The sequence below is a fragment of the Nostoc sp. KVJ3 genome (genome assembly GCF_026127265.1).
In the GTDB taxonomy this organism is placed as follows: Bacteria; Cyanobacteriota; Cyanobacteriia; order Cyanobacteriales; family Nostocaceae; genus Nostoc.
Genome location: NZ_WWFG01000001.1, coordinates 1,262,933 through 1,289,179, shown reverse-complemented (window position 1 = coordinate 1,289,179; position 26,247 = coordinate 1,262,933). Strand labels below are relative to the sequence as shown.

Sequence of the window (26,247 nt, the reverse complement as noted above, 5' to 3'; positions counted from 1 at the left end):
TTCGTTACATAGGTTGATTTTTTAACGCCGACTTACTTATCACAGCGATCGCTCTCTCAACAATCACGCCATCCTGCATTTGAATCACCCGCTTTGTCTGATCTGCTACCGACGCATCATGGGTGACAATTGCGATCGTAGTTCCCTGTTGATTTAATTCCGTCAGCAAATTCATAATCTCGTGAGAAGTTTTAGAATCTAAAGCCCCCGTTGGTTCATCCGCCAATACTAAGGCGGGATGATTCACCAATGCACGAGCGATCGCTACTCGCTGTTGCTGTCCTCCCGAAAGTTGGCTAGGGCGATTTGTTAAGCGATCGCCCAACCCAATCTTTTCTAAGGCTACAGTCGCGGATTGTATTCGTTCTGATCGGGATACATCTGCATAAATCATCGGTAGCATGACATTCTCTAGTGCCGTCAACCGAGGCAACAAATTGAATTGTTGAAACACGAAACCAATATATTGATTGCGGATATCTGCAAGTTCATCATCATCCAGAGTCGTCAACTCTCTACCATCTAAGATATATTGTCCACTCGTAGGACGATCCAGACAGCCGATGATGTTCATCAGTGTCGATTTCCCTGAACCCGAAGCCCCCATAATCGCCACATATTCCCCATCTTCAATCGATAAATCAATTTCCTTCAGAACGGGGACATCCAATTCTCCCAAGTGATAGGTTTTCGTGATGCCCTCCATTAAAATCATGTTTGCCATAGTGATTACTCATTGTGTAGTGCTGAAATCGGATCTAATTTGGCAGCATTACGCGCTGGGATGCCGCCAGCCAAAATACCAACAACGAAGGAAAGGCTAAACCCTGCCCCAATCGACCACAACGGCACAATAAACGGAAATTTGAACACAGTTGCAGCCGCAAACGCGAACCCAATGCCCAATCCCACGCCAATCACACCGCCAACTGTAGAGATAACGATCGCTTCAGTCAAAAACTGCCTTAAAATATCTGTGCCGGTTGCACCTACAGCTTTGCGAATGCCGATTTCTCGCGTTCGTTCCATCACCGAAACTAGCATGATGTTGGCAATCCCAATGCCGCCGACAATCAGAGAAATACCTGCGATCGCACCTATCATCAAGGTAAATGAACCCATGACGCTGCTGAAAGTGCTGATAATATCAACTAGATTGGTAATCCGAAAATCATCGACATCTGACGGATGAATGCCATGCCGTAGACGCAGAATATTTGTCACCTGAAATTGAGCCGAGTTCAGTTGATCGCCATCAAGCGCTTCTAACCAAAATCCATTAATTGCTACACCCGTTAAAGCGTTATTACCGACAATTTGGGCAGACATATTGGTTAGGGGAATATAAATCACATCGTCGAGATCCTGTCCACCCGCCGTTCCCTTCGATTCCGCCACTCCTACCACGGTGTAGCGCTTACCCCGAATCCGTAAATCAGCCCCAATCACGGATTCATTTGTGTTAAATAATTCATCGCGCACAGTGGAACCAAGAAACGCCACAGGGCGGCCAGCATCCAAATCCCCTTGACTAAAAAAGAGTCCCGTTTGGGGATGAATGTTTTTTATGGTTGGGTAGTTCAAATCCGTGCCTAAAAGGGTAGTGGCAATGTTGGTATTGCCCCGGACGATCTGAATTGAATTGCGTTGTAAGAATGCCGAAACCGATTTAGCGGCTGGGACTTGTTTAGCGATCGCCTTAGCATCTTCCCACGTTAGTGTGCTGGCTGAACCTGCGCCTTGGCTGATGCCGCCTGTTCTGGCTGCCCCCGCCGTGACTACCATGACGTTTGTTCCCAAGGCTTGGATTTGTAACTCCGTTGACTTCTGCACACCCTGTCCCACGGAGGTAATCGCAATCACTGAGGAGATGCCAATAATTACCCCCAACATGGTCAAGCCAGTCCGCAGTTTGTTGCCCAAAAGCGTTTCGACTGACATGATCAGAACTTCACTGAAAGAGATTTTGCCCTTTCGTGGACGGCGCGGACGATTCGTTGTCTGTAAATTAGTAAGTTTTTTCATTATGGCTCTTAAATAATTTGTAATTAACGCGATGTGCAACTTATTTTTAGAACCCCTCTCCAAACCTCTCCCCCACAGGGAGAGAGGCTTTGATTATTGCTCCCCTTCCCTTGTAGGGAAGGGGTTGGGGGTTAGGTTTGAGAGAAAGTTGCACACGGCATTAATTACGAATTACGAATTACGAATTATGAAGGTCTGCCATTAGGTGTAGAAACCTTACGGGTTCCAGGTGGAAAGCTGAGTAAGACGTGTTCGTTTCCGGTTAAGCCAGACTTTACCTCGGTTTTGTCATTCACCGTTATCCCAACTACAATCGGCACAAAGACAGAATCGCCTTTGCCCTTGGCCACAAATACGCCCTGAGAATTGTTTTGTTGAACGATCGCTCCAGTCGGCACCACCAGCACATTTTTTAACTCTCCGGCTTTAAAGTCCACAGTTACATTCATCCCCGATCGCAGCAGATGTTGGGGATCTGGCACTGATGTCTTCACCTCAAAGCTGGTCACGTTTTGCACAACATCAGACTGGGTCGCAATTTGCGTTACCTGTCCAGTAAAAGTTTTCCCCGGATAGGCATCTGCCTGAATTGTCGCAACTAGACCCATCCGAATTTGGGCAATGTTCGCTTCTGCAACCTGGGCAACAATCTGGTTCGTGGATGCGAGAGCCAAGATGGAAGACGATGAAGCAGAAGAAACCGAACTACCTGCGGTAGTAGGCGTGACAAATGAGCCAGGATCGGCAAATTTCCGGGCGACAATCCCACTAAAGGGTGCATGGATCACCATATCATTGATATTTGTCTGGATAATTTGCACCGCTCCTTCAGCCGCCGTTACTTGGGCGCGGGCTTGCTGAATGTCTTCCGGTCGTGACCCTTCTTGAGAGAGTGATAGAGCCTCCTGTTTCTGTTTGAGGAGTGCCTTGGCTTGAGTAATCTCTTCTGGCCGAGTTCCCGATCGCATCAATGAAGCAGCTGCTTGTGTTTGCTTGACTTGAGTCTGGGCGCGATCGCGGCTAGTACGGAAGGTATTCAGACTTTGGAGAGCGATCGCACCTGAGTTATAGAGTTGTTGATTTCTTTTAAGATCATCGTTAGCTTGACGCAGGGCATATTGAGCATCCCTTAACTGGGCTTGGGCTTGGGCAACTTCCTGGAGTCGATTTCCATTAAGTAATTTTTGGAGATTTGCGTCTTGTTCAGCCAGTTGTGCCTTTGCTGTGGCGATGTCTTGAGTTCGATTCCCATTGAGTAATTTTTGCACATTTGCTTCAGCCGCCGCCAGATTTCCCTGAGCCTGCCGTAATTGCCCCTGAAGATTCGAGGCATCCATGTAAGCAAGCACCTGCCCAAGTTGTACAGAATCGCCTTCTTTAACTAGCAGTTGCTTCAGAATCCCTGACGTTTTGGGACTTACATTAACTGAACGTTCGGGTTCAACAGTTCCATTTGCAGAAACCGCGATCGTAAGATTGCCCCGCTTAACTAAAGCCGTTTGAATCTTCAGCTTTGCTTGCTGTTGAGGCACTACAACCAGTTGGTAATAAGCGAGATAGCTAACGCCAATTATGGAAATCAATATCAGTAAACCAAGTAGCCATTTATTTGCTTTTAGCTTACTGAGTCCATTCGGCTTTAGTTCTTTAGGCTTTAGTTCCTTCGGTTTTAGGGCAATGGTCATAGCTGATACCTCTAATTTCAGAATGCAATAATTGATTAGGGGGTATAAAAACTGTCTATATGATTTGAAGATTTTGGAAAATTATCAGAAAGAATTCAGGTGTCAGTAACCAGAATGAACTAGGGCGTGTTTTCAAACTGCTCGTTTAGCCTTCTAACTTTTTATATCTCCCTTAAAAAGGGGGACTTTAAGAGACTCTTCGCCCCCCTTTTTAAGGGGGGAGGTTAGGAGGATCTAAAACTTTGAAAATACGCCCTAAGCCCTACTGCACTCACATAATTGAATTATGTTTGATTCTGCATTTTGCATTTTTATTCAAGATTTTCTCTATTTTTATTAGTAATTAGAATTTTATTAAATGGAGTACTTTTAAAGTATGACAAACTGATGTTTGATTTCTAGGGTTATTTGGTTGATTACAAAAATCTCACCTTTTCATCTTGGTTATTGATAATAGAAAATAGGTGCCGTCAAGGGTTTAAATAGTGTATAAATTGTATGAATTCTACTAAACCGTTCCAAAGGTAGAGGTTATGTTAGTCAAAAATTGTAAACATTAAATGTGCGGCAAAACAAACTAAAGCTGAAATTCAATCTCAGCTTGATGAATAATCTAGCCAAATTTCAGAAATTCAACATACTAAGGCAATTATCATGAGTACTGCAATTGATAACTTCACCAAAAATCTTCATGACAATTTAGAAGCGGTTGAAGATCGGGTAAAATCGCTGAGAGAAAGTATTCAATCTGCGCCGAAAAAAACTCAAATTGAGATTGAATCTCAAATTGATGAAGCGAAGACAAAGCTAGACGCTAAGAAAAAAGAATTCGATGATTATCGGGCAAAGCTCAAAACTCAATTCGAGGAAAAAGAATCTGAAGTGAAGTCCCATGTCGAGGAATGGAAAACGGGTCGCAAAGTAAAGAAACTCGAACATCGAGCAGATAAAGCTGAAAACCATGCAGCTACGGCGACCTTCCTAGCGATCGCCACCATTGAAGAGGCAGAAAAAGCAACCTTGGAAGCGATCGCCGCCAGACTAGATGCTGAAGCCGCAACAGTAACTACAAAGAAGTAAGACACGATAAAAATAATTCGTAATAGAGCCTCCGGCACGCTCCGCGAACGTAATTCGTAATTAAAGACTGTTTCAGACCCTAAAAAAACTCTTGTTGCTTGTATAAGCATTAGGGATAAACCCTTTTTAATTATGAATTAATAATTATGAATTGAGCTTGACATAGATAAAGGAAACAAATTCATGACATATACACATACGGTTGTTGCTCATTTCCCCTCCCATGCAGAAGCAGAAAGGGTTGTATTGGAGCTACGAAAATCAGGCTTCGATATGCAAAAGCTCTCGATTATTGGCAAAGACTACCAAACCACTGAACATGTGCGGGGATTTCTCACCTGGAAAGATACGGCCAAAGCTGGAGCCGCAGGGGGTGGTTATTGGGGTAGCTTCGTCGGAGGTTTATTTGGCATTTTAGCAGGGGCTGGAGTGCTGTTTATTCCCGGAGTCGCTCCGATCATCATTGCTGGCCCCATTGCAGGAGTATTGGCGGGTTGGTTGGAAGGAACACTTGTTGGTGCTGCTGGTGCTGCTGCTGTCGGAGGACTCGCAGGTGCTTTAGGAGGGTTAGGAATCCCCAAGCACGAGATACTGAAGTACGAAACTCAAATCCAAGCAGGTGAGTTCATAATCCTTGTGACAGGCAGCAACGAAGATGTCAGTCAGGCGAGGCAGATGCTAGACAGAATTAGTCATGGAATGAGCATTTCGATTCCTGTCTAAGGCTTTGAATTATTAACCTGCCAAGATTAGACATAGAAGTGAAAAAGAAGGTAGAGACGTAACAGTGCTATGTCTCTACAAGGGTTCTAGATAACGCATATTTAATTTCTGAAGATATTTAAGAGTACTCCAAGTAAAAAAATACGCAATGACGGGTTTTGGATCATTTATTTTTTGGAACACTCTTAATACCCTCTATTGGGCTGACTCGAACAAAGTCTGATTTAATTCAGACTTTTTGCAAACTTTCAACAAACCACTGACTGGGTTGGCACTGTGATTTGATAGACGCAACAACTTTTGCAATGCCACCACTTAGTATCACTTCACCGATTAAAAAAAGAGGAAACATGACTATTTCACCCGTACAAACACTTTCCCCGCCAGCAGTGATCGACGATCCATCCAGGAACAAAACAACCACAAGCAAGCTTGCAAACAAGATTGCACTGGTCACTGGAGCATCTAAGGGCATTGGTGCCTCGATCGCCAAGCACCTCGGAGCCGCTGGTGCCACAGTAATCGTCAACTACGCCACTAGCCAGTCCGGTGCCGATAAAATCGTTGCGGACATTACGGCTGACGGCGGCAAAGCCACAGCCATCCAGGGTGACTTCTCGAAGTTGGAAGACATTACTCGCACCTTCGGTGAAATCAAGCAAACGCATGGCAAGCTTGACATTCTCATCAATAACGCTGGTGTTTACAGTTTCGGTGCCATCGAGCAGGTCACACCAGAAGAATTCTACCGCCAGTTTAACCTCAATGTACTTGGTCTTCTCCTGGCGATCAAGGAAGCCATCCCGCTTATGGGGACTGAGGGTGGCTCCGTGATTAACATTGGTTCTGCCGTCGGCTCGATGCCGCCCGCCAATAGCGCCATTTACTCCGCCACCAAAGCGGCGGTTGACTCTCTCACAGTCTCCCTTTCTAAGGAGTTAGGCTCTCGTAATATCCGTGTCAATAGCCTCAATCCAGGCTTCGTGGTAACGGAAGGCTCGCAAGAGTTTCTCGAAGGCGACGTCTACGACATGGCGATCAAGAGCACACCGCTGGGACGGGTCGGGCAGCCGGAGGATATCGGCCCGATCGCTGTCTTCCTCGCCTCTAATGACTCCCACTGGCTGACCGGACAACGGATTCTCGCCACTGGCGGTCAAACTTGGTAGACATTCAACTCAGTTAGAAGAACTGGAACACTAACTCAAGAGAACACCATGAACACCATCATTACCAAAGACGGTACAGAACTCTACTTCAAGGATTGGGGGAAAGGTAAACCAATTGTCTTCAACCATGCATATTCGCTAAACGGGGACTCCTTTGAAGATCAAATGTTCTTCCTGTCCAGCCAGGGTTATCGCTGTGTCGCTTACGATCGCCGGGGTCATGGGCGATCCAGCCAGCCCTGGCAGGGTAACGACATAGACACATACGCCGATGATCTCGCCGAACTGATGGAAAGGCTCGATCTGAAGGATGCCATGCTGGTTGGTCATTCCACTGGCGGGGGAGTGGTGGCGCGTTATACGCGGCGGTACGGGACAACGCGCGTTGCCAAGGTCGTTTTCATCAACGCGACGGTGCCATTGCTGCTGCAAACACCCGAAAATCCTGACGGACTGCCCATTGAAGTCTTCGATGGCTATCGGCAGGCAGTCATTACCAACCGCTCCCAATACTTCAAAGACCTGGTGATGATCTATTTCGGGGGCAATCGTCCTGGAGCAGACATCTCGGAAAGCCTACTTAATTCGACTTGGCTCCAAACCATGCTCTGCGGTTTCCCCGCCGCGTATTTCTGTATCAAGGCATTTTCCGAGACCGATACGACTGAGGATCTGAAAAAAATCGATGTTCCGGCTCTGATCCTGCACGGGGATGATGACCAGATTGTTCCCATCGGCAATGCTTACCGGTCGTCCAAGCTCATTCCCAACGCCATTCTTAAGGTGTATCCCGGAGCATCGCACGCCCTGATCACGACTTTGAAGCATCAAGTGAACAAAGACCTACTGGACTTCATTACCGATCGCACCACAACCGCAGGTCAGTACGATCTCATTGAAGGCTACTTCCCCCCTCGTTACACAGACACCTCTCCATTGGTAAAGCAACAGTGATATGGGGTAGGTCGATTCTCAATACTGCTCGGATAAGCAGGGGAAGCAAAAACTCAACGCCAGCCTCCATTTCTCCCCCTGCTCAAGAACAGCTTGCCTCAACCAAGAAATTCCAAAACCTACGCAGTATTGGGTCGATTCTTCTAGAAGGCATTGCCAACCGAGACCGGTAGCAGGAGAAACGCATGTTCCACAAAATAAATGATCAAAAACCCGTCATTGCGTTCGCGTAGCGTCTCGCAGAGAGCGAAGCGTTCGCAATGACAACTGGGCATTTTTTTACTTGGAGTACTCTAAAGGAATCATCATGGTAAGTAAAATTGACATCAACAAATCTGTGCCGCGTGAGCGATGGGGTGAATTTTTTGATCTGTTTTCAAGTGGTAATCGTGGACGGCATATTTCAATCGAAATCATCGATTCAGAACTCGGTGATGCAGAACTGATTCAGAACGCACCTTTAATGGCAATGGTTTACGATCGCCCCGGAAAAGGAGATGATTTGGTGATTGAAGTGGGTAAAGATGAAGTGACTTACGCTCACACAATCGATTCACCAACTGAAGTTTTAACGGGACAGAACTCAAACGGTGTGATGATAGCGGTTCGGATTAGTGACGCGGTTGGAAGAAAAACCTTGATTCAGCTACAAGCTAGTTGATATGGTTGCATAATGCTGAGTTTAGATAAAACAGCAGCCAATATTTTATAACCTGCATTAATCAATATGTCTCTTATTCAAAACAAAGTAGTAATTATCACCGGAGCCAGCAGTGGTTTAGGTGAGGCAACCGCGAAGCGACTTGCTGCTAGTGGAGCAAAACTGATGCTAGCCGCCCGCCGCGAAGATCGGCTGAAAGATTTGGTTGCAGAGATCGCTAAATTAGGAGGAACTGCAACCTATCGAGTGACGGATGTGGTAGATCGCTCACAGGTGGAAGCCTTGGCGAAGGAAACTTTGAGTACATACAGCCGGATCGACGTGCTAATTAATAATGCTGACTTGATGCCGCTCTCTCCCCTCGACCAAGTAAAGGTGGAGGAATGGGATCGGATGATCGATGTCAACATTAAGGGCGTTCTCTATGGAATTGCTGCCGTGTTGCCGATTATGCGTCAGCAAAAGTCTGGTCACATCATCAACTTATCGTCAGTGGCCGGACATAAGGTGTTTCCTGGGTCAGCAATCTACTGTGCTACTAAGTACGCAGTGCGAGCGATCTCTGAAGGGTTACGACTAGAGTCAAACGGCGAAATCCGTTCGACTAATATCTCACCAGGAGCCGTTGCTACTGAACTGACTACCACGATTACCGATAAAGACACAGCAGCAGGAATTGATCAACTTTATGCGATCGCTATTGATGCAGATGCGATTGCGCGTGCGATCGCCTACGCCATTGAGCAACCCGATGATGTTGATGTGAACGAAATGATCATCCGTCCAACACGTCAAGAACTTTAGATTTAGGTTCACAAAAGACCTAAGACACGATTAAACCAAGCTTTGCAGGGACTTAGTTGATATGGGTAAAAAATCTAATGCCTATTTGTTAGGTGGTGGTATCGGCTCTTTGGCAGCCGCCGCCTTCATGATTCGAGACGGTGGACTCCCTGGCGGAAATATTTTTATCCTAGAAGCAAAGCCCTTCCTGGGCGGAAGTATGGATGGAGCCGGGAACGCTACAGATGGCTATTCCATGCGCGGGGGAAGGATGTTAACGACCGAAAATTACGAATGCACTTGGGATCTTTTCAAGTCGATTCCCTCCCTGAGTTCGCCGGGTAAAACAGTATTTGACGAAACAATGGAGTTCAATGAGCAGCATAAGTCAAATTCTATGGCGCGTCTGGTTGACAGCCGACGGGCGAAAGTCCCTGTGAGTTCGATGGGTTTTTCCATGAAAAATCGTCAAGAGTTACTGAGGCTTACCCAAGCTGGTGAAACTGAGTTGGGTGCTAGTTGTATCACAGATTGGCTTTCCCCAGAATTCTTCGAGACTGAATTTTGGTATATGTGGGTTACTACATTTGCCTTCCAGCCGTGGCACAGTGCTGTTGAATTCAAGCGTTACTTGCATCGCTTCATGCTGGAATTCTCTCGGATTGAAACCCTTGCAGGGGTTAAGCGCACCATCTACAATCAGTACGATTCATTGATTCTTCCCTTACAGAGTTGGCTTGCTGCCCAAAATGTCCATTTCCTCTTTGATTGCAAGGTGACGGATATTGATCGCACCACCGTAGAGGGGAAGTTAGTAGTGACAGGCATTCATTATCAGCAGAGTGGTGAAAGCAAAACCATCGCGGTTAAAGATAGCGACTTGGTTTTTCTACAAAACGGCTCGATGACTGATGCCTCAAGTTTGGGGTCGATGACAAGTGCGCCTAAGAAGCTGACTAAACAGGATTGCACCAGTTGGACTTTATGGGAAAAGCTGGCAGCAGAAAACCCAGATTTTGGGAATCCGGCTGCTTTCAATAGCAGCATTGCCCAGTCTCTCTGGGAGTCTTTCACGGTGACACTAAAAAACCCTGCATTCTTCGATAAAATCGCCAAATTTAGCGGCAATCAACCGGGGACTGGCGGGCTGATTACGTTTAAAGACTCAAATTGGCTGATGTCTATCGTCCTCGCCTATCAACCCCACTTTATAAATCAGCCTGCTGATGTACAAGTCTTCTGGGGATATGCTCTTTTTGGCGATCGCGTGGGTAACTTCGTGCCTAAGCCAATGAGCGAGTGCAACGGTGAAGAAATTCTGCGAGAACTCTGCGGTCATTTACGATTCGATTTGGACATCGTGGAATCGGCAAACTGTATTCCTTGCAGAATGCCGTACATCACAAGTATGTTTATGCCTCGTTTACGTAGCGATCGACCATTGCCGATCCCTCGTAGCTCGAAGAACCTCGCTTTCATCAGCCAGTTTGTTGAAATTCCTGATGATGTCGTCTTTACAGTTGAGTATTCAGTGCGAGCTGCTCAGATGGCAGTATATGAATTCCTAAGTATCGATCGCCAAATCCCACCTATCTCGCCTCATGACAAGTCACTACAAGTCGAGTTTAAGGCTTTAGTCAAAGCGTTTAGGTAATGTTTCTCCGTCTCAGTCTTTCCCCCTGCTCCCTGCTCCCCTGCCTCTTTTGACTAACGGGCGTTTCAACGGGACAGAACTCAGATTTTTATTGTTCGAGGAACTCTCTTATGAAACCGGATTACCTGATTGTCGGTAGTGGTTTATCAGCATTAGTCTTTGGCGCTTTGATGGCAAAGTCTGGCAAGACTGTGCAAATTCTCGAAGCCCATGAGCATCCCGGAGGCTTTGGGCATACGTTTACAATGGCTAAAAAGTATACGTTTAACGCTCAGTTTCACTATGTTTGGGACTGCGGGGAAGGGCAAACCGTCAATCGGGTACTCAAAAAACTAGAGTTAGAGCGAGAAGTAACTTTTGAACGTTATGACTCGGACGGCTTTGATCACATGCGAATGCCAGAGCATAAGTTGGATATTCCCTCGCAGCCAGAAGAACTGATCCAGCGATTGTTTGATCTGTTTCCGGCTCATGGCGATCTGATTCGCCAATTTGTCAACGAAGTGGAAAAGACTGGTGCAGGTTTGAAAAAACTCTCTCCACCGATCAAGCCAATTGAACTGCTAAAACATCCAAATGAGGTATTCTCTACTGTCCAGTATCTCAACAGCACACTTCAGGATGTCTTTGACAAGTTCCAACTACCCCAAGATGCTCAAACCCTATTAGCCCTGCAATGGCCTGATTTTTTGCTGCCGCCAAATCAACTCTCTTTCTATGCTTGGGTTATATTGTTTCGAGGCTATCAAGCGGGCGCATTTTACCCAACCCAGCATTTTGAATATGTGATTAATTCGTTGGTTAATGTCATCGAATCATACGGGGGACAGGTATTGCTCAACCATGAAGTTACGAATTTTAGAGTCACAGACAGAACGGTTACGGGAGTTCAGGCGATGGATCTCACCACCCATCAAACCCATGAATTTACAGGCGACACCGTAATTTGCAATATTGACCCCAAAAAAGCCGCCAAGATGATCGGGGAATCGCAGTTTTCTAAAAGTGTGCGTCGAAAACTCAACTATGAATATTCGCCATCTAACTACATGGCTTATTGCGTCGTCAAAGATATCGACCTCCGAGAATATGGATTTGGCAAGTGGAATCTCTTTCATACAGGGCATCACGATCTAAATGAAGCCTTCACGCAGATGTACGATCGCAATGACTTTTCTAATCCTAGTTTTGCCATCACAACACCCACTTTATTAACTACAGCAAGTCGGGATTGCCCAGAAGACTGCCAGATTGTGGAATTCCTCACCGTTGCCAATTACAACTACTTCGAGGAATTACGGGAGGTCGATCGCAAAGCTTACAACCAGAAAAAGCAAGAAATCTTAGACTCCATCCTCGATGTTGTGGAAAAAAACTATGTACCGAACTTTAGAAAATACATGGTCTTCCATATCACAGGTAGTCCTACTACCAATGAGCGTTTTTGCTGGTGTCCCAATGGAAATTCCTACGGCTCCAGTCTGACACCACAAAATATGGGTATGGGACGACTGAATCACGAAACCTCACTCAACCATTTCTATTTCTGCAATGCCTCATCTGGCTATCCGGGCTTTGCTCCCACATTTTGGACAGGCGCACTGCTGTATCAACGGTTATCGGGCGACGTGATTTTAGGCTAAGAGGTTGTTTGAAAAGTTGTATGTTGTGATTTTAATCAAATTATTACCCCCCTTAATCCCCCCTTATAAAGGGGGGAAACAAGAAAATCCGGTTCCCTCACGCCACATGCTTCAAGTCGGCAAAGCCGCCCAACGCAGTGGCTCCCCTTTATAAGGGGAGGGTTAGGGTGGGGTAAAAAAATATTTGATACATCAATATCTATTAATTGAGAGGTAAATCATGAGAATCGCGATCGTTGGGGGGGGAGCCAGTGGCATGGTGACAGCTTACCTGCTCGATAAACAAGGGCATCATGTCACTGTGTTTGAACGGCAATCTACTTTAGGTGGACATATTCGGACACTGAACAAGAACGTTCAGCCGAACCAATCCGATTGTAATGAAATTTTGGAAAATGGAGTACTAGAGTTTCCAACTGTGTTCCATAATTTCATCGCCCTCATGGAAGAGTTAGGGGTGGAATTAGAACCTGTAAATATGGGTTCAGCGATGTTTTTCAAAGATGGCAGCCACTTTTTATCGGGAGTCGCAATCCAGAAGAACTTCACAGGTATCCGCCGCCTGATCGAATATTTGCGCCTCGATACCCTCTATGCTCGTTCTGCTGGATTATGGCTAAGAATAAAATTTGCTCACCTGCAAGATTTCTATAATCAGCCTTTGTCGCAATACTTGAAACGTGCTTGTACTCGCAATACTTGGCTAAAATTGCTAGTCATGTATAGCTATTCGATGCCGTTGGAACTGATTGATGATTTTCCGGCAGAATTGGCAATGCCTGTCTTACGCAACGATGTTGCAGTCAATTGGGTCAGGGTTAAAGGCGGTGTGTATTCTTACATTGAAAAAATTCTGGCGCGATTTCAGGGTGAGATTTTGCTGAATGCAGATATTGACCGGATTTCCAGAAGCTCGGATGCTGTGAAAATTGTGCGAAGGACGGGTGAAATTCAGGAGTTTGATAAAGTCGTGTTTGCTACGCCACCCGACCAAGTGATGGCGCTATTAGCAGATCCAACTGATGCCGAAATTAAACGGTTTTCTGCCTGGAAAGCCAATTATGCGACTACCTTACTTCATACAGATAGTTCCATATACAACCCCTATGGCATCAAACAACCCTCAGAATTTGATTTTTTTCAGGCAAAAAGCCAATGGGGTTATAACAGTTGCCTGAATCAGATTTGTGATGTCTCATCGCCACCAAATTATTTTCTCTCGTTCCAACTAGAGGAGTTGATTGCTAGCGATCGCATTATTCACATTCAAAAACATCACACCCCGTTATATACCACTGAATCTTTTCAATACCGAGATGAAGTAGTTGCCACTAATGGCGAGAACAACACCTACCATGCAGGAGCCTATCTTGGTGATGGCTTGCATGAAGGAGCTATAACTTCTGCCTTGCGAGTCGCTCAACTGGTTGGGTTAAGCCAAGGCTCGATTGATATCACAAATCCTAAATCAATACCACAATTTGTACAACATTGATCCATCAAATTTTTTATATAAATTTAAAAGGAGATGAACATGAGAGTTATTGAGTCTGAAATTGATGAGCAAGTTGTTAGTTCTAGGTGGACAACCGCGATCGCTATTCTGATGATCGTGTTGGGCATCATTGCAATTGCATTTCCTTTCTTTGCCAGCGTTGCTTCAACCTTACTGTTTGGCTGGATATTCATCTTTGCTGGAATTGCTCAAATTGTTTATGCCTTTCAATCAAAAGGTGCAGGTAAAGTTATCGGGAAGCTGATTCTAGGTCTTTTGTATCTCCTGGCTGGAATTCTCGTGGTGGTAAATCCGTTTCAAGGGGTGCTTGCCCTGACATTGGTGTTGGGCATTACCATTTTTGTGCAAGGCATCATTCAAGTGGCGATCGCATTTCAAATGCGCCGGATTTCACCTAACTGGGGATTAATGCTTGTAAGCGGAATCATCGGCATTATTTTCGGTATTTTCATTTGGTCTAACTTTCCATTTAACGCAGTTTGGCTGATTGGCACTTTCATTGGAATCAATCTTTTGTTTGATGGAGTTTGGATGCTAACTCTGCATTCAGGACAGCGCCGCGCTTTAGAGTAAGCCTGGGCGAATGGAATAGAGCCTCCGGCACGCTACGCGAACGCGGCTACACAAACAAAGTCCACCTCCGTGGACTAAGAGAAAATTAAAGCTTTTTAACCTGCGTAGGCAGGTTTTGCCTGTGTAGCCGCGACTTCTAGTCGCCAGGGCTTATTTATAGCTCGTTTTTCGGTAATTTTTTTAACCTGAACTCACTGCTTCATCTACGGCATACTTTTAAAAAACAATTTACTTAGGCTTAAAAAAATGATTATTAATCATCAATTTCAAGCGACGCAACCCGTCGAAAACCAAAATAGTCAACGTGTTGCAGTTTTGCTCGCAGGGTATGGTGAAGTGCAATCTTACCGCGCTCTGAGTGTTTACAACCAAGCTGCAACGAAGTACATTGCATCTCAGTTTGTGCCGATTCCAGAATGGCTATACCCTCTTGCTGGTTGGTTTCTTGCACTTCAAGATTTGTACAATTTTGGAGTTAAGCACGATCATTTCATATCACCCGAAAATGAGATTTTTGAAAAACAACGTTTTGGTATTGAGAAACAGTTACAACACCAATGGGGAAATCGGGTGCAAGTGTTCAAAGGCTTTTATTTCTGTCAACCCTTTGTGCAAGAAGTTGTAGCAGATATCATTGAGCAAGGTTTTCAGAATTTGCTGATTTATCCAATGCTTGTGGTCGATTCTGCATTTACGGGCAAAATAGCTGTCGAGCAAGTCAATGAAGTTATTGCTGCAACTGCATCTGTAAATGAGTCTCAACATTCGCCATTCAAAACAATTCGATATATTCCAGCCTTTGCGACTGAGACTGCCTACATTAATTTGATGGCGCGTAGAATTAAGGAAACTCTGAATCAGCTATTTATTGGTCACTTTTTTCAGTCTCAAATTGGTATTATATTAACGGTTCACGGTGGCCCAGAAAAAGCGCAAGGATTGTTAACTGGGGTGATTGATGGACAAGCCCTTTACGATCGCGTCCAAGCACAGTTGCAACATCAATATCCCCTAGTCTCCATCGGTTGGGTGAATCATGACACACCTTTCATCAATTGGTCACAACCCGATCTGAAACAAGCCGCGAAAAGCTTGATTACAGCAGGTGCTAAAACCATTCTGTTTAAACCCCTCGGCTGGGTGACAGATAATTATGAAACCATTCTTGATGTCGAAGATGCAATTCAATATTTGCAGCGTCAATATCCAACGGTGACTTACACAAGGCTCGGTTGTATTAATGACGATCTTGATTTTCTGAAAATAGCCGCAGAATGGGCAAATCCTCACATTGAAGCAATGCTGTCAGTGCCGCAACACCACGAGCATATTAAAACTAGAAGACTTGATTTTGACTGAACTTTGAAATAGGTTATTAAAGTTTATTAGAGGAGTAACACAATGTCTTGGTTTTGGCATAAATCAAATAGACAACAGAATACGGCACATTCCATTGCGACCGTTGCAAACAACTCGACTACAGGAGATGTTATTATAAATATTTCAACGGTCAAGGATGTTGCCAAAGCTCGAATAGATGAGTATGAACAAGAAAAAAAGTATAATAAGTCTTGTTACTATACATCTCAATGGGCAATTATTGTATTAACAGGAATCACACCTTTACTGTTAATTGTTCCCCTTCCTAATATATATCCAGCAATTTCTTCTGCTGTTGCATCAATTACAGCAGGTTTAGCCAGTACTTTTAAGTTTCGTGAAAAATATGATCTTAATAAGAACGCTTTAACCTGTATAAACATTGAAGTTGCGAATTTTAATTGCGGAACTGGAAATTATACATCAAATATTGGAGATGAGAATGCAGAAAAAAACAATAATACTTTGATGCATAATATTGACTTAATAGATATCAATCGAAGGCATTCTTGGAGTGGACTAATTTCCGCAGTAAATATTGATAATTTAGCAAATTCAAATGTAGCGGACATCACCCCGTCAGCAGAAAATAAAGTCAATTTATAAACGAACAAACTATCGTTACGAACCGCCTTCAATGCGATAGCTACGCTCGCCAAAGGCATCGCAACCCAGCGCAGCAAGAGTTAGCCGACTGGATCAGATTCTCTAGTAAGGATGCTGAGAAATATCGTGACGGGCTGACAACGGCAAGCATGGAAATAGAAGGATTTTCTGGTTGGGTGGTGCGGAACTTTTACAGTAAAGATAATGTGATGAAAAAGGATTTCCGAGAGACAGGGCTTGATAAAGTTAAATAGGAAGTGTCGGAATCGGCAGGTTGGATTCTCATTACCAGTAAAGACAATTCGGTGGCAACACTGCTGGAAGCTGGCAGACGAATGCAAAGACTTTTCCTAAAAGTGCGGGAAAAGAGTATAGCCATTCATCCGATGACTCAGATATTAAAAAAAGCCTCAACGAGAGAAACTCTAAATCAATCAATTAGGATTAGCGAAAATATTCAATTTATCTTGCGATCGGGTTATTTGAAGAGTTATCCGTCGCCAGTTTCACTACGCCGCCCCGTTGATTGGTTTATACGGAAATGATTGTATGAATAGGGAAACAATGAGATCAAAGCTATACGGTTTGGCTGCGTGTTTGGCAGCTTTGAGTATGTTTGCAGGCTGCTCTTTTAACTTGGGTAAGCTCAGAGGATCTGGAATCGTCAAAACCGAATCTAGAGAAGTGGCTGGATTTTCATCCATTTCCTTTAAATCCGTGGGTAGGGTCAGGGTGCAGCAGACGGGAAAAGAGTCCCTGACTATTAGCGCTGAAGACAACATCCTTCCGCTTTTAGAGAGTCGCGTGAAAGATCGCATCCTGTATCTGGGCGTTGCAAATGATTCCTCTTTTGATCCGACCAAGCCTATTGAGTTTGTTTTGGAGGTCAAGAGTCTGGAAAGCTTGAACATAGATGGGGTCGGCAGTATTGAAGCCAATCTGTATTCGGTGTCATCACTGCTGCGATCGTCGTTGTTGGCGCAGTATTTCCCACGGATCGCTTACTACTCTTGCGTGGTTTACCCCCTCCCCTGCTTGCATATACTGCAAACTGTTCTTACCATAGCGCGTCGCCACACTCATCAACATCTTTTCCGAGTAGCTTCTCAAATCCTGCTCTAGCAATTCAATCTGCCCTACCGCTTCATCAACCGTAGAAAGCATTGTATTGTAGCTCGATAGCTTTGTTTGCAAGGTTTGAATCCGCCTTTCATACTCCGCTAAATTCAAGCTATCGTCAAACTCAAGCGTTTTGCTAATCGATCTCATCCCCGATATCCGTAGCGTTGCCTTATCTAATACCGTAGAACTGGGTTTTAGTCGCGCCATAAATGCCTCTTTTGCAAAAACTTATGTAAAAATTACTACAGACTTGTAGTTATACTTTAGCTATTTGTCATTCTTTTCCCCTGAGTAAAAACCACCAAAGCTAAAGTGAAGTTTACGCTTAAATCTAATATTTATTCCCTAATTTCACTTGAAGGCTACCGAATTACCCCCCTTAATCCCCCCTTTACAAGGGGGGAAACAAGAAATATAGTTCCCTCCCCTTTATAAGGGGAGGGTTAGGGTGGGGTTCTTTATTTTTGAGAGGTCTATCGTGTTGAAGTACCCAAATATCGTGTTGAAGTACCCGAATATCGTGTTGAAGTACCCGAATATCGTGTTGAAGTACCCAAATATCGTGTTGAAGTACTCAAATATCGTGTTGAAGTACCCGAATATCGTGTTGAAGTACCCGAATATCGTGTTGAAGTACCCGAATATCGTGTTGAAGTACCCGAATATCGTGTTGAAGTACCCGAATATCGTGTTGAAGTACCCGAATATCGTGTTGAAGTACCCAAATATCGTGTTGAAGTACCTAAATATCACTTAACTTCTGTTGTATTTGTCCCAAAAGTTTTAAGAGGTTAGTGGTGTTCAGATCCCCCACTTATTGAAGAAGTGGGGGATCTAGCAGCCCCACAAAATTAATGGGACAGACCACGCGCTGAAAGTTTTGAGTCCGTCAAATTTTAGCTAAAATATTCTAGTGCCGTGATTTATTAGCGATCGCTCAAGTTCCTCAACGCAAACCATAACATGGCAAAAGATTTGTATCACGAGCAAGTTAAACGCGCTCTTGAAAAAGACGGATGGCAAATAACTCACGATCCATACGAATTGCGTATAGGTGGAGTTGAAATGTATATAGACATTGGGGCGGAACAGATTATTGGTGCCGAAAGGGGAAATGATAAAATTGCGGTTGAGGTGAAAAGTTTTATTAGTCCCTCAAGGATTTCTGATTTTCATTTAGCGCATGGACAGTTTTTAGATTATCGCTATGCTTTAGAAGATGAAGATCCAGAGCGAATTTTATATTTAGCAGTACCTCGTTTTGTTTATCAAACCTTTTTTAACTTAGCTTTTATTAATAGTGTGGTAAAACGCAGTCAAATTAAGCTTTTAGTTTATGACTTAGAAAAGGAGACGATTGAACAATGGATAAAGTAGCTCTTTACAGGCAATATATTCAACAACTAATCCAAGCAAAAGCCGATCGCTCGATGAAATCGGCAAAAGATGTTGAGGCTCAACCTATTTTTGATACGGAGCGCGATCGCTATCAATTGGTGTATGTGGGTTGGAAGCAGAATGATATCAGGGATTATGGATGTTTGCTACATTTGGATATTAAAAATGGCAAGATTTGGATTCAATATGATGGTACGGCAGATGGAATTGCCTATGAGTTATTAAAATTAGGTGTACCACATGAAGATATAGTTTTAGGTTTTCAACCTGCTAGGGTGCGCTCTGATACTGAGTTTGCTGTAGGTTAGGTTTAAATATTAATTGATGAATAGCGATCGCTAGTTCAATTTTCATCAAGTCAAAAGCGGGTATCATTTCCAGCCATGCGATCGCCCTGGAGTTAGAAAAGTCTATTTAACAGGCGGAAGCTTTAGTTCTATGCCTAATTTGCTCCCTATTTGCGCAACATTTGAGTTGGATTTTGTCAATATTTAAATAGGTTTTATTTTATTGCCTTTTCGACTTCTTCGCAAATTTTCACCCAAGCTTGGTTACATTCTGCCTTACTTAGACTGTCGAGGGGTTTACTTGGAGGGTGAGCAGCTTGGTATTCTTGGATGTCGGTTTTTCTGTATGAGCTTGCACTAATTGGAATCCAGAAAATGGTTAATCCCTCTTCTTCGGCTGCGTTGAGTAAGGGGGGTAGCTCATGTTTGTGGATGAAATCAGAGGCTATAAAGTTAGGGCTGACTAGCAGGATAGCAACTTTAGCCGTCGCTAATGCTTTTTCAATCTCGGTTTTCCATTTTGCGCCAGGTTTGATTTTGGTGTCATCCCAAACGATCAAACCTTCTGCACGAATATAGGGTTTTAGTTGTTTTTGCAGTTCTGTTAACCATTCTGCATCTTGATGACTGTAACTAACAAATATTTGGTTTCTGATGCTTTCTGACATAATTGGTTCCTTAATGGGGAATGATTCAATAATTTCTTTGTCTATTTGTTGTCTTTGTCGAGTTCTTATATCTTCATACCCATCAAGTAGTTGACGCAAATCGAGTTTTAATTTTAGTTTGCCGATGGTGATTGTGCTTTCACCCATTGATTCGAGTCCGAGGAGTTCTTGGTAGTCAAGGGGCGGGTGGTTGGGATGGTTGGGGACGGGAACCCATTCGGTGATTTCGAGATTAGGCAGACTTTTGTGAATTTTTTGGAAGACATCGCGGAGAATGCCGAGAAATAAGCGACGGGTTTCTTTGCGTTCGCTAATGGTGATAAAAATTTTTTTGTCTTCGGGATCGGCTTTGATCCGAGCGATGTTGTAGATTTCGTTGTTTTCTTGATATTGCAGCATTACGCCACTGCGCCAATAGATATGCTTATGAATTTTTTCGTGGGTGTTGACGATGAAGCGGGAAATGATGCTTTCGGGGAGAACTTTGTAATGGTATTGAAATTCCAGGGTTTCGCCTTCTAGTTCTGTTTCGTCTGGTTGGTCTTTGGGCAGAAGTCCCGCAATCAGAAATTGTGGTGGGTAACAAGCTAATTCAAAGCCAAGCTCAAATTCTTTCATCAGTTCAATCAGATAGCCATGACGCTTAGTAGGGTAGCGCTCTGGATTGAGGATGCGGATGAGATCGGCGGGTGTGAAAATGCCTTTGGTTTGAGTTTTGAGGTTTTCATCGCTCAGGAGCGCATAAATGCCTTCTGTCACCCAGTTGGGTTTGAGGACGTTGGTATCTTTGAGGATGGGATGATCGCGGAAGTTGAGAACTAAGCCAAGTCGATGGAGGAGATCGATGAGTTGATCTTGGTTTTGTTCTTCGGGAATCTTGTTTTCGTGGCAGATGCCGATGTATCGGTTGTAGCTGATGAAGTCTTGGGGCATGGATTCGAGTTGTTGTTTAACCTCGAACCATGAGAGGGGTAAAAGGTCGTAGACTTCTTTGAGGTTGCCGATTTGCTCCAAAATAGCGGCGCGGAGTTCATCAATGCCGATATTGTCTTGGCAAGAGGTTTCGATAATCGCTTGGATGTTAGAATATTTTTCGCGTAATGCTTTGCGATTGATGTCGAGGGGTTGTTCGTCTTTTTTGTTGCCAACGATAATCACGGGGGACTGTCCGCCGAAGCTTTCGATTAGTTTGAGCCAATATTCGATGCGGTTTTCTTCTTCGCTGGTGCGACAATTACAGACTAGGAGATAGAGGCTGCGCTTAGTGAGAAAAAACTGATGGGTGGCATGATAAATTTCCTGTCCGCCAAAGTCCCAAACATTGAGGCGGATGTCTTTGCTATTGACCTGGACGTTCCAAGTTTCCACATTGAGTCCGTCGGTTTGGGGTTGATTTTTATCATATTTATTGCGGATTAGTCGCTCAATGAGGGATGTCTTGCCGACGCTGCCTTGTCCAATGAGCAAGAGTTTGGCTTCGTTGAGTGGACGCACTTCACCGCTACGGAGTAATTGAAAATAATTGAAAATTTTTTTAACTGAACCAACATGATCAAAAGATCCTAAAATCTCTGGTGAAATAGGAAGCGGATTTCCCTGTAAATCTAGAGTTTCTAATTTTGGCAAACTTTCGATCGCCTCTGGAATCTTGGTTATTTGGTTGTTACTAAGGTAAAGCTGCGTCAGATTGGTTAAATTAGCGATCGCCTCTGGAATCTTGGTGATTTGGTTGTAACTGAGGTCAAGCTGCGTCAGATTGGTTAAATTAGCGATTGCCTCTGGAATTTCGGTTATTTGGTTGTAACTGAGGTCAAGCTGCGTCAGATTGGTTAAATTAGCGATTGCCTCTGGAATCTTGGTTATTTGGTTGGATCTGAGGTCAAGCTGCGTCAGATTGGTTAATTTAGCGATTGCCTCTAGAATCTGCGTAATTTGGTTGGAAAAGAGGTAAAGCTCTGTTAGATTGGTTAATTTAGCGATCGCCTCTGGAATCTGCGTAATTTGGTTGGAAAAGAGGTAAAGCTCTGTTAGATTGGTTAATTTAGCGATCGCCTCTGGAATCTGCGTAATTTGGTTGTTATAGAGGAAAAGCAAATTCAGATTGGTTAAATTCGTGATCGCCTCTGGAATCTGCGTAATTTGGTTGTTACTAAGGTCAAGGTTTGTCAGATTGGTTAAATTTGTGATCGCCTCTGGAATCTGCGTAATTTGGTTGTTATGGAGGAAAAGCATAGTCAGATTGGTTAAATTTGCGATCGCCTCTGGAATCTGCGTAATTTGGTTGTTAAGGAGGGAAAGCGCAGTCAGATTGGTTAAATTTGCGATTGCCTCTGGGATCTGGGTTATTTGGTTGCCACTTAGGATAAGCTGCGTCAGATTGGTTAAATTAGCGATCGCATCAGGTATTTCAGTTAGCTCTACTCGAATTAAGATAAGTTCCTCTAAATGTAGTATTTGCGTTACCACATCGGGAATGCTCTCTAAAGGATTGCCACTAATATCCAACTTCCGCAAATTAGGCAAACCCAATAGTTCGAGAGGAAGCGTTTTTAAATTGTTGCCTGAAACCTTTTCGAGAACGCGGCCTCCTACTCCTTCATAACCTTCAATCTTCTTTCCCAAAATCAAAGACTCAAGCTGCTGCAACTTACCAATTTCCACAGGTAACTCAGTCAACTCTTGCCCCGACAAGTCTAACTCTCGCCAACCCTCAGCTACAGCGCGATCTATCAGTTGTAATAACTCATCCTGCGTCATAATTCCAAGGAGAAGGGTAAAAGGAAAGAAGATTGATGAAGATTATCTTAACTGATTAGGGAAAATGCTAGACCATCATTTTTTGGCGATCTGTCAGTTCGCTGTTTGGAATATTCTGGATTTAGGCGATCGCTGTTCAATACTGTTCGGATAAGGTTTTTTGGTGATACGCCCTAAATCACAAAGACGCGATAAATCGCCGTCTCTACAATAATCAGTCCTTTGTAGAGACGGCGATTTATCGCGTCTCTTGCCTTAACCGAACCGTATTGGATCGCTGTTTGAGATATTGCAGATTTAGGCGTAGGCGTAGCCCGTCGTAGACATCGCGCCTTGAGATGATGGGAAAAGGCGATCGCATAACTTTAAATCTGGTTTATGGCTATCTCTGTTATTATACCTGCGATCAATTTTTGGCATTCTTTACAAAATTTACTGTTACGTTTTATATCGTATTCAATCAATTCATTCAGGAAATAGAACAACCATCCGTCACACTAAAACCAATATGGAAAATGAAACCAAATTGACGCTGATTAAAATTATTCACACGTTGATATGGGTATTCTTCAACTTTGTGATTTTCTATATGCTTTATGCCGCAATCGCAAATAAACTCGATCTCTGGCTCTGGATTGGTTATGGATTTGTATTTATAGAAGGGTTAACTCTACTAACCTTTAAATTACACTGTCCATTAAATCTGCTTGCCCGAAAATATTCAAATTCAAAAAAGGACAATTTTGATATTTATCTTCCAAGTTGGTTAGCCAAATATACTAAGTCGATCTATACATCTATTTTTGCAATCATTTTTATCATCACAATCTATCAAATTCTGAATTAAAAATACTGGCGGCAATAATGACTAAACAGATTTCTCTCAATACGCTATGGAATTCTGCGACATCTAATGATCGTGTATTCCACTCAGATGAACTCTCTCACCTGCCAGAATCAACAAGACGATATCTCGAACACGCGATCGCTCCTGGAACCAAAATTGCATCTGCGGTTCGATTGCAGATGCACGGCGAAATTAAATTGAAGAGTTGGATTCCATTCAAAGCAGAGCAAGTTATTTGCTGGGAGCATGGACTGATTTGGAGTGCTACGGCATGGATGAATGGTTTGCCAATTGTGGGATCGGATCGAATTATAGACGGTGTAGGTGCAATGCAATGGAAACTTTTAGGAATTTTCCCGGTGATGACAGCTTCGGGTTCCGATATTACGCGGTCTGCTGTTGGTCGTCTTCAGTCTGAGTCAATCTGTTTGCCATCTGCGTTGTGTGGTGATGATGTGTCATGGACAACAATGGATTCATCACATTTACATTCCAGTTTTGTAGTGCAAGGTGAGAGAGCCGAACTAGATTTTACCATCGATCAAACGGGACGGCTCAAGACTTTCAAGCTGCCGCGCTGGAATAACCTTGATGGCTCTGAGTTTCATTATATGGACTTCGGTGGAATTATGGAGGAAGAACGCACATTCTCTGGCTACACTATTCCGACTCGTCTACAAATTGGATGGTACTTTGGCACTGAGCGGTTTAAGTCAGAGGGCGAATTTTTCCGAGCCACAATCGATGATGCAATCTATCGGTAGAACGATTAAACATCAAAGAGTATTTTTTACCAATTCTGTATGAAGATGCAATAAATCCTATTTAAGAAAAACGAACCGCAAAGGACGCAAAGAACACAAAGAAAGAAAGAAAGAAGTTAAAAGGGTTTAGCGCAGCCTCACAAAGAAATGGTATTCGGATTAGCGGAGCCTGACCTATGCAAGAATTTCTATTTGCTCTAACACTATCAGCTTTGCCTGTTGTCAGCAACTTCATGGGAGCAATGATTGCTGAAGCCTTACCATCATCAAAACAAACATTAGGACTTGCACTGCACGCTGCTGCTGGCGTGTTGTTGGCAATCGCATCTACTGAACTAATACCAAGAGTTGCGATCGCTAAACCTGTTTGGGCAGCTATTCTAGCGTTGTTTTTAGGTGGAGCTTTTTTTGTCTGGATTAATCAGCTTCTCAAGTTAAGCAAAAATCGACTGCGTGGTGTTGATCATAATACCGTTAGTTGGGTGATTTTTCTGAGCATTGCCATTGACTTATTTGGCGATGGCTTAATGATTGGCACCAGTTTAACGATCGCACCTCATCTAGGGGTAGTCCTGGCATCGGGGAGAGTTGTGGCTCACATTCCCGAAGGATTTGTCACCAACGCAGAGTTTAAGAGTCAAAATATGCCGCGAACACAGCGATTTTGGTTACTTGCGGCGTTTCTTATCCCTGTTTGGCTGGGCGCGACGCTGGGCTATTGGGGATTGCGCGGACAATCTGATCTGCCCAAGTTAATTGTACTTGCATTTACAACAGGCACTTTAATGGTGGCGATCGTTGAAGAAATTCTGCCGGAAGCCCATCAAACTCAAGATACAAACTTATCAACGTTGACGTTTATCGGGAGTTTTGCACTTTCAATGTTGTTCTCGTCTTATCTTGAATAACTCAGCAACTCTATATTGTTCACAAAACTCTAGTTTCCATCAACTTGATCGAACGATCACTTTTTGTAATTAAACTCGCCTAATCTCGTAAATATTTAGACTAAAAGTAAACAAATTGATGAGGTAAAAGTTTTTTACCAAACGAGCAGACCTACCCTTTAAATTTGATTTGATCTCCAAATAGAAGTTGGCAGCAATATTTACGACTGTTCAGCACCTCTTTTGTTTAATAAAGCAAGAAGATCACACCCTTTTTTAATCCAAAACTTTTCTTCAATAGGAAAGATATCCTCAGGATATTCATTTGCAAAATCGACAAACTCTCCTTTCCAACCATCTGGCAAATAACGCTCCATAGGCACACCATCCGGATAAAATGCACCAACCTCACAGTTGTCAAAGTTGACAAACATAATAGGAAATAAATCCTTTACATCCCACCAGGATCTGGCTGACGAATATCTCTGAACCAATGCTAGACTCAACTCGTCCTTATTCACCTGATACTTTGACATAAAATCAAGAAATTGTTGAGCATTCTCTTGATTCACTACATGAATACTAAATCTGAATGAGTCGTTAAACTCCGGAACATTATATCCATGCATAATGAACTCAGCGCGCCACTTGTTTACATCAAGAACCCATAAATCTCTATCACAACGGAACCAGTAGATTCTATCTTTATGGCGGACAACTATCACAACCTCTTCACTATCTAACACTGTCATTTTGTATTACCTTTCGTAACTTTTCCTGACCCTTGAACTGCAACTTATTCAAGCCATCCAGCCCAAACAGATGGTAATTCATATGATAGAGCCGGAGTTGTAGGATCAACAATCTTAGGAGTAAGTCCCCCTTGATTTAAAGGATTATCATTAGAGGATGTTTGAAAAGTCTACGCTTGTATCTATATCCCCCCGATCCCCCCAATACATCCGAGGGAATAACCTTCTCAAAGTCCTCCTTTTTAAGGAGAAACTGGACATGAAAAATTGTGATAATCAGGAGTAGCTTACTACCCACCGCAGAATAACCCGC

The 26,247-nt window shown here is 43.6% G+C and carries 25 protein-coding genes and 1 pseudogene; 18 read left to right on the top strand and 8 right to left on the bottom strand.

Annotated features, from left to right (window positions below; genetic code table 11):
* Positions 1-4 precede the first annotated feature (4 nt).
* The 3 genes from GTQ43_RS05295 to GTQ43_RS05285 form a co-directional block, all read right to left on the bottom strand.
* On the bottom strand, positions 5-724 hold the full coding sequence (locus GTQ43_RS05295) for an ABC transporter ATP-binding protein (protein WP_321162403.1): 720 nt from the start codon (positions 722-724) through the stop codon (positions 5-7).
* A 5-nt stretch (positions 725-729) separates the two neighbouring features.
* Positions 730-1,941 (bottom strand): ABC transporter permease, encoded by a 1,212-nt coding sequence (locus GTQ43_RS05290; RefSeq protein WP_414859088.1) that lies wholly within the window; start codon positions 1,939-1,941, stop codon positions 730-732.
* A gap of 269 nt (positions 1,942-2,210) precedes the next feature.
* Positions 2,211-3,710, bottom strand: coding sequence for an efflux RND transporter periplasmic adaptor subunit (locus tag GTQ43_RS05285; RefSeq protein ID WP_265271276.1), 1,500 nt, complete (start codon positions 3,708-3,710; stop codon positions 2,211-2,213).
* A gap of 654 nt (positions 3,711-4,364) precedes the next feature.
* Between GTQ43_RS05285 and GTQ43_RS05280 the strand changes: the two genes are divergently transcribed.
* From GTQ43_RS05280 to GTQ43_RS05215, 14 genes and pseudogenes are all read left to right on the top strand, one after another.
* Positions 4,365-4,790, top strand: coding sequence for a hypothetical protein (locus GTQ43_RS05280; protein ID WP_265271274.1), 426 nt, complete (start codon positions 4,365-4,367; stop codon positions 4,788-4,790).
* 183 nt (positions 4,791-4,973) lie between these two features.
* Complete coding sequence (locus GTQ43_RS05275; protein WP_265271273.1) at positions 4,974-5,513, top strand: general stress protein; 540 nt, start codon at positions 4,974-4,976, stop codon at positions 5,511-5,513.
* A gap of 350 nt (positions 5,514-5,863) precedes the next feature.
* On the top strand, positions 5,864-6,682 hold the full coding sequence (locus GTQ43_RS05270) for an SDR family NAD(P)-dependent oxidoreductase (protein ID WP_265271271.1): 819 nt from the start codon (positions 5,864-5,866) through the stop codon (positions 6,680-6,682).
* 48 nt (positions 6,683-6,730) lie between these two features.
* Positions 6,731-7,636 (top strand): alpha/beta fold hydrolase, encoded by a 906-nt coding sequence (locus GTQ43_RS05265; RefSeq protein ID WP_265271269.1) that lies wholly within the window; start codon positions 6,731-6,733, stop codon positions 7,634-7,636.
* A 307-nt stretch (positions 7,637-7,943) separates the two neighbouring features.
* On the top strand, positions 7,944-8,297 hold the full coding sequence (locus GTQ43_RS05260) for a DUF5335 domain-containing protein (protein ID WP_265271267.1): 354 nt from the start codon (positions 7,944-7,946) through the stop codon (positions 8,295-8,297).
* Positions 8,298-8,363: 66 nt separating this feature from the next.
* Positions 8,364-9,101 (top strand): SDR family oxidoreductase, encoded by a 738-nt coding sequence (locus GTQ43_RS05255; RefSeq protein ID WP_265271266.1) that lies wholly within the window; start codon positions 8,364-8,366, stop codon positions 9,099-9,101.
* Between the two features lie 61 nt (positions 9,102-9,162).
* Positions 9,163-10,734 (top strand): oleate hydratase, encoded by a 1,572-nt coding sequence (locus tag GTQ43_RS05250; protein ID WP_265271263.1) that lies wholly within the window; start codon positions 9,163-9,165, stop codon positions 10,732-10,734.
* A gap of 110 nt (positions 10,735-10,844) precedes the next feature.
* Positions 10,845-12,377, top strand: a complete 1,533-nt coding sequence (locus tag GTQ43_RS05245; protein ID WP_265271261.1) for a phytoene desaturase family protein — start codon at positions 10,845-10,847, stop codon at positions 12,375-12,377.
* A 220-nt stretch (positions 12,378-12,597) separates the two neighbouring features.
* Positions 12,598-13,872 (top strand): FAD-dependent oxidoreductase, encoded by a 1,275-nt coding sequence (locus GTQ43_RS05240; protein ID WP_265271260.1) that lies wholly within the window; start codon positions 12,598-12,600, stop codon positions 13,870-13,872.
* Between the two features lie 39 nt (positions 13,873-13,911).
* Positions 13,912-14,466 (top strand): HdeD family acid-resistance protein, encoded by a 555-nt coding sequence (locus tag GTQ43_RS05235; RefSeq protein ID WP_265271258.1) that lies wholly within the window; start codon positions 13,912-13,914, stop codon positions 14,464-14,466.
* 246 nt (positions 14,467-14,712) lie between these two features.
* On the top strand, positions 14,713-15,825 hold the full coding sequence (locus tag GTQ43_RS05230) for a ferrochelatase (RefSeq protein WP_265271256.1): 1,113 nt from the start codon (positions 14,713-14,715) through the stop codon (positions 15,823-15,825).
* A gap of 42 nt (positions 15,826-15,867) precedes the next feature.
* Positions 15,868-16,452 carry a DUF4231 domain-containing protein gene (locus tag GTQ43_RS05225; RefSeq protein ID WP_265271254.1) on the top strand — a complete coding sequence of 195 codons (585 nt, stop codon included), beginning with the start codon at positions 15,868-15,870 and terminating at the stop codon, positions 16,450-16,452.
* 257 nt (positions 16,453-16,709) lie between these two features.
* Positions 16,710-16,997, top strand: coding sequence for a hypothetical protein (locus GTQ43_RS05220; protein ID WP_265271252.1), 288 nt, complete (start codon positions 16,710-16,712; stop codon positions 16,995-16,997).
* 4 nt (positions 16,998-17,001) lie between these two features.
* Positions 17,002-17,379 (top strand): annotated as a pseudogene (locus GTQ43_RS05215) (GIN domain-containing protein); the annotation flags it as partial.
* Between the two features lie 27 nt (positions 17,380-17,406).
* Here GTQ43_RS05215 and GTQ43_RS05210 read toward each other — a convergent pair.
* Positions 17,407-17,781, bottom strand: coding sequence for a hypothetical protein (locus GTQ43_RS05210; RefSeq protein ID WP_265273792.1), 375 nt, complete (start codon positions 17,779-17,781; stop codon positions 17,407-17,409).
* A gap of 222 nt (positions 17,782-18,003) precedes the next feature.
* Complete coding sequence (locus GTQ43_RS05205) at positions 18,004-18,327, bottom strand: hypothetical protein (RefSeq protein ID WP_265271250.1); 324 nt, start codon at positions 18,325-18,327, stop codon at positions 18,004-18,006.
* Between the two features lie 210 nt (positions 18,328-18,537).
* On the opposite strand from GTQ43_RS05205, the gene GTQ43_RS05200 reads away from it, so the two are divergent.
* Positions 18,538-18,951, top strand: a complete 414-nt coding sequence (locus tag GTQ43_RS05200; RefSeq protein WP_265271249.1) for a XisH family protein — start codon at positions 18,538-18,540, stop codon at positions 18,949-18,951.
* On the top strand, positions 18,939-19,280 hold the full coding sequence (locus tag GTQ43_RS05195) for a XisI protein (RefSeq protein ID WP_265271247.1): 342 nt from the start codon (positions 18,939-18,941) through the stop codon (positions 19,278-19,280). The genes GTQ43_RS05200 and GTQ43_RS05195 overlap by 13 nt, the downstream gene beginning before the upstream one ends.
* A gap of 194 nt (positions 19,281-19,474) precedes the next feature.
* Here the strand turns inward: GTQ43_RS05195 and GTQ43_RS05190 are convergent, their stop codons facing one another.
* Together GTQ43_RS05190 and GTQ43_RS05185 are read right to left on the bottom strand one after the other, a co-directional pair.
* Positions 19,475-22,684: a leucine-rich repeat domain-containing protein gene (locus GTQ43_RS05190; RefSeq protein WP_265271245.1), complete on the bottom strand. Its 3,210-nt coding sequence runs from the start codon at positions 22,682-22,684 to the stop codon at positions 19,475-19,477.
* 297 nt (positions 22,685-22,981) lie between these two features.
* Positions 22,982-23,104 (bottom strand): hypothetical protein, encoded by a 123-nt coding sequence (locus GTQ43_RS05185; protein ID WP_265271243.1) that lies wholly within the window; start codon positions 23,102-23,104, stop codon positions 22,982-22,984.
* 444 nt (positions 23,105-23,548) lie between these two features.
* Between GTQ43_RS05185 and GTQ43_RS05180 the strand changes: the two genes are divergently transcribed.
* Positions 23,549-24,295, top strand: coding sequence for a DUF6920 family protein (locus GTQ43_RS05180; protein WP_265271241.1), 747 nt, complete (start codon positions 23,549-23,551; stop codon positions 24,293-24,295).
* A gap of 176 nt (positions 24,296-24,471) precedes the next feature.
* Entirely contained in the window at positions 24,472-25,203 is a 732-nt protein-coding gene (locus GTQ43_RS05175; protein ID WP_265271239.1) for a ZIP family metal transporter, read from the top strand.
* Positions 25,204-25,403: 200 nt separating this feature from the next.
* On the opposite strand, the gene GTQ43_RS05170 is transcribed toward GTQ43_RS05175, so the two are convergent.
* Positions 25,404-25,934: a hypothetical protein gene (locus tag GTQ43_RS05170; protein ID WP_265271237.1), complete on the bottom strand. Its 531-nt coding sequence runs from the start codon at positions 25,932-25,934 to the stop codon at positions 25,404-25,406.
* Positions 25,935-26,247: the final 313 nt, after the last annotated feature.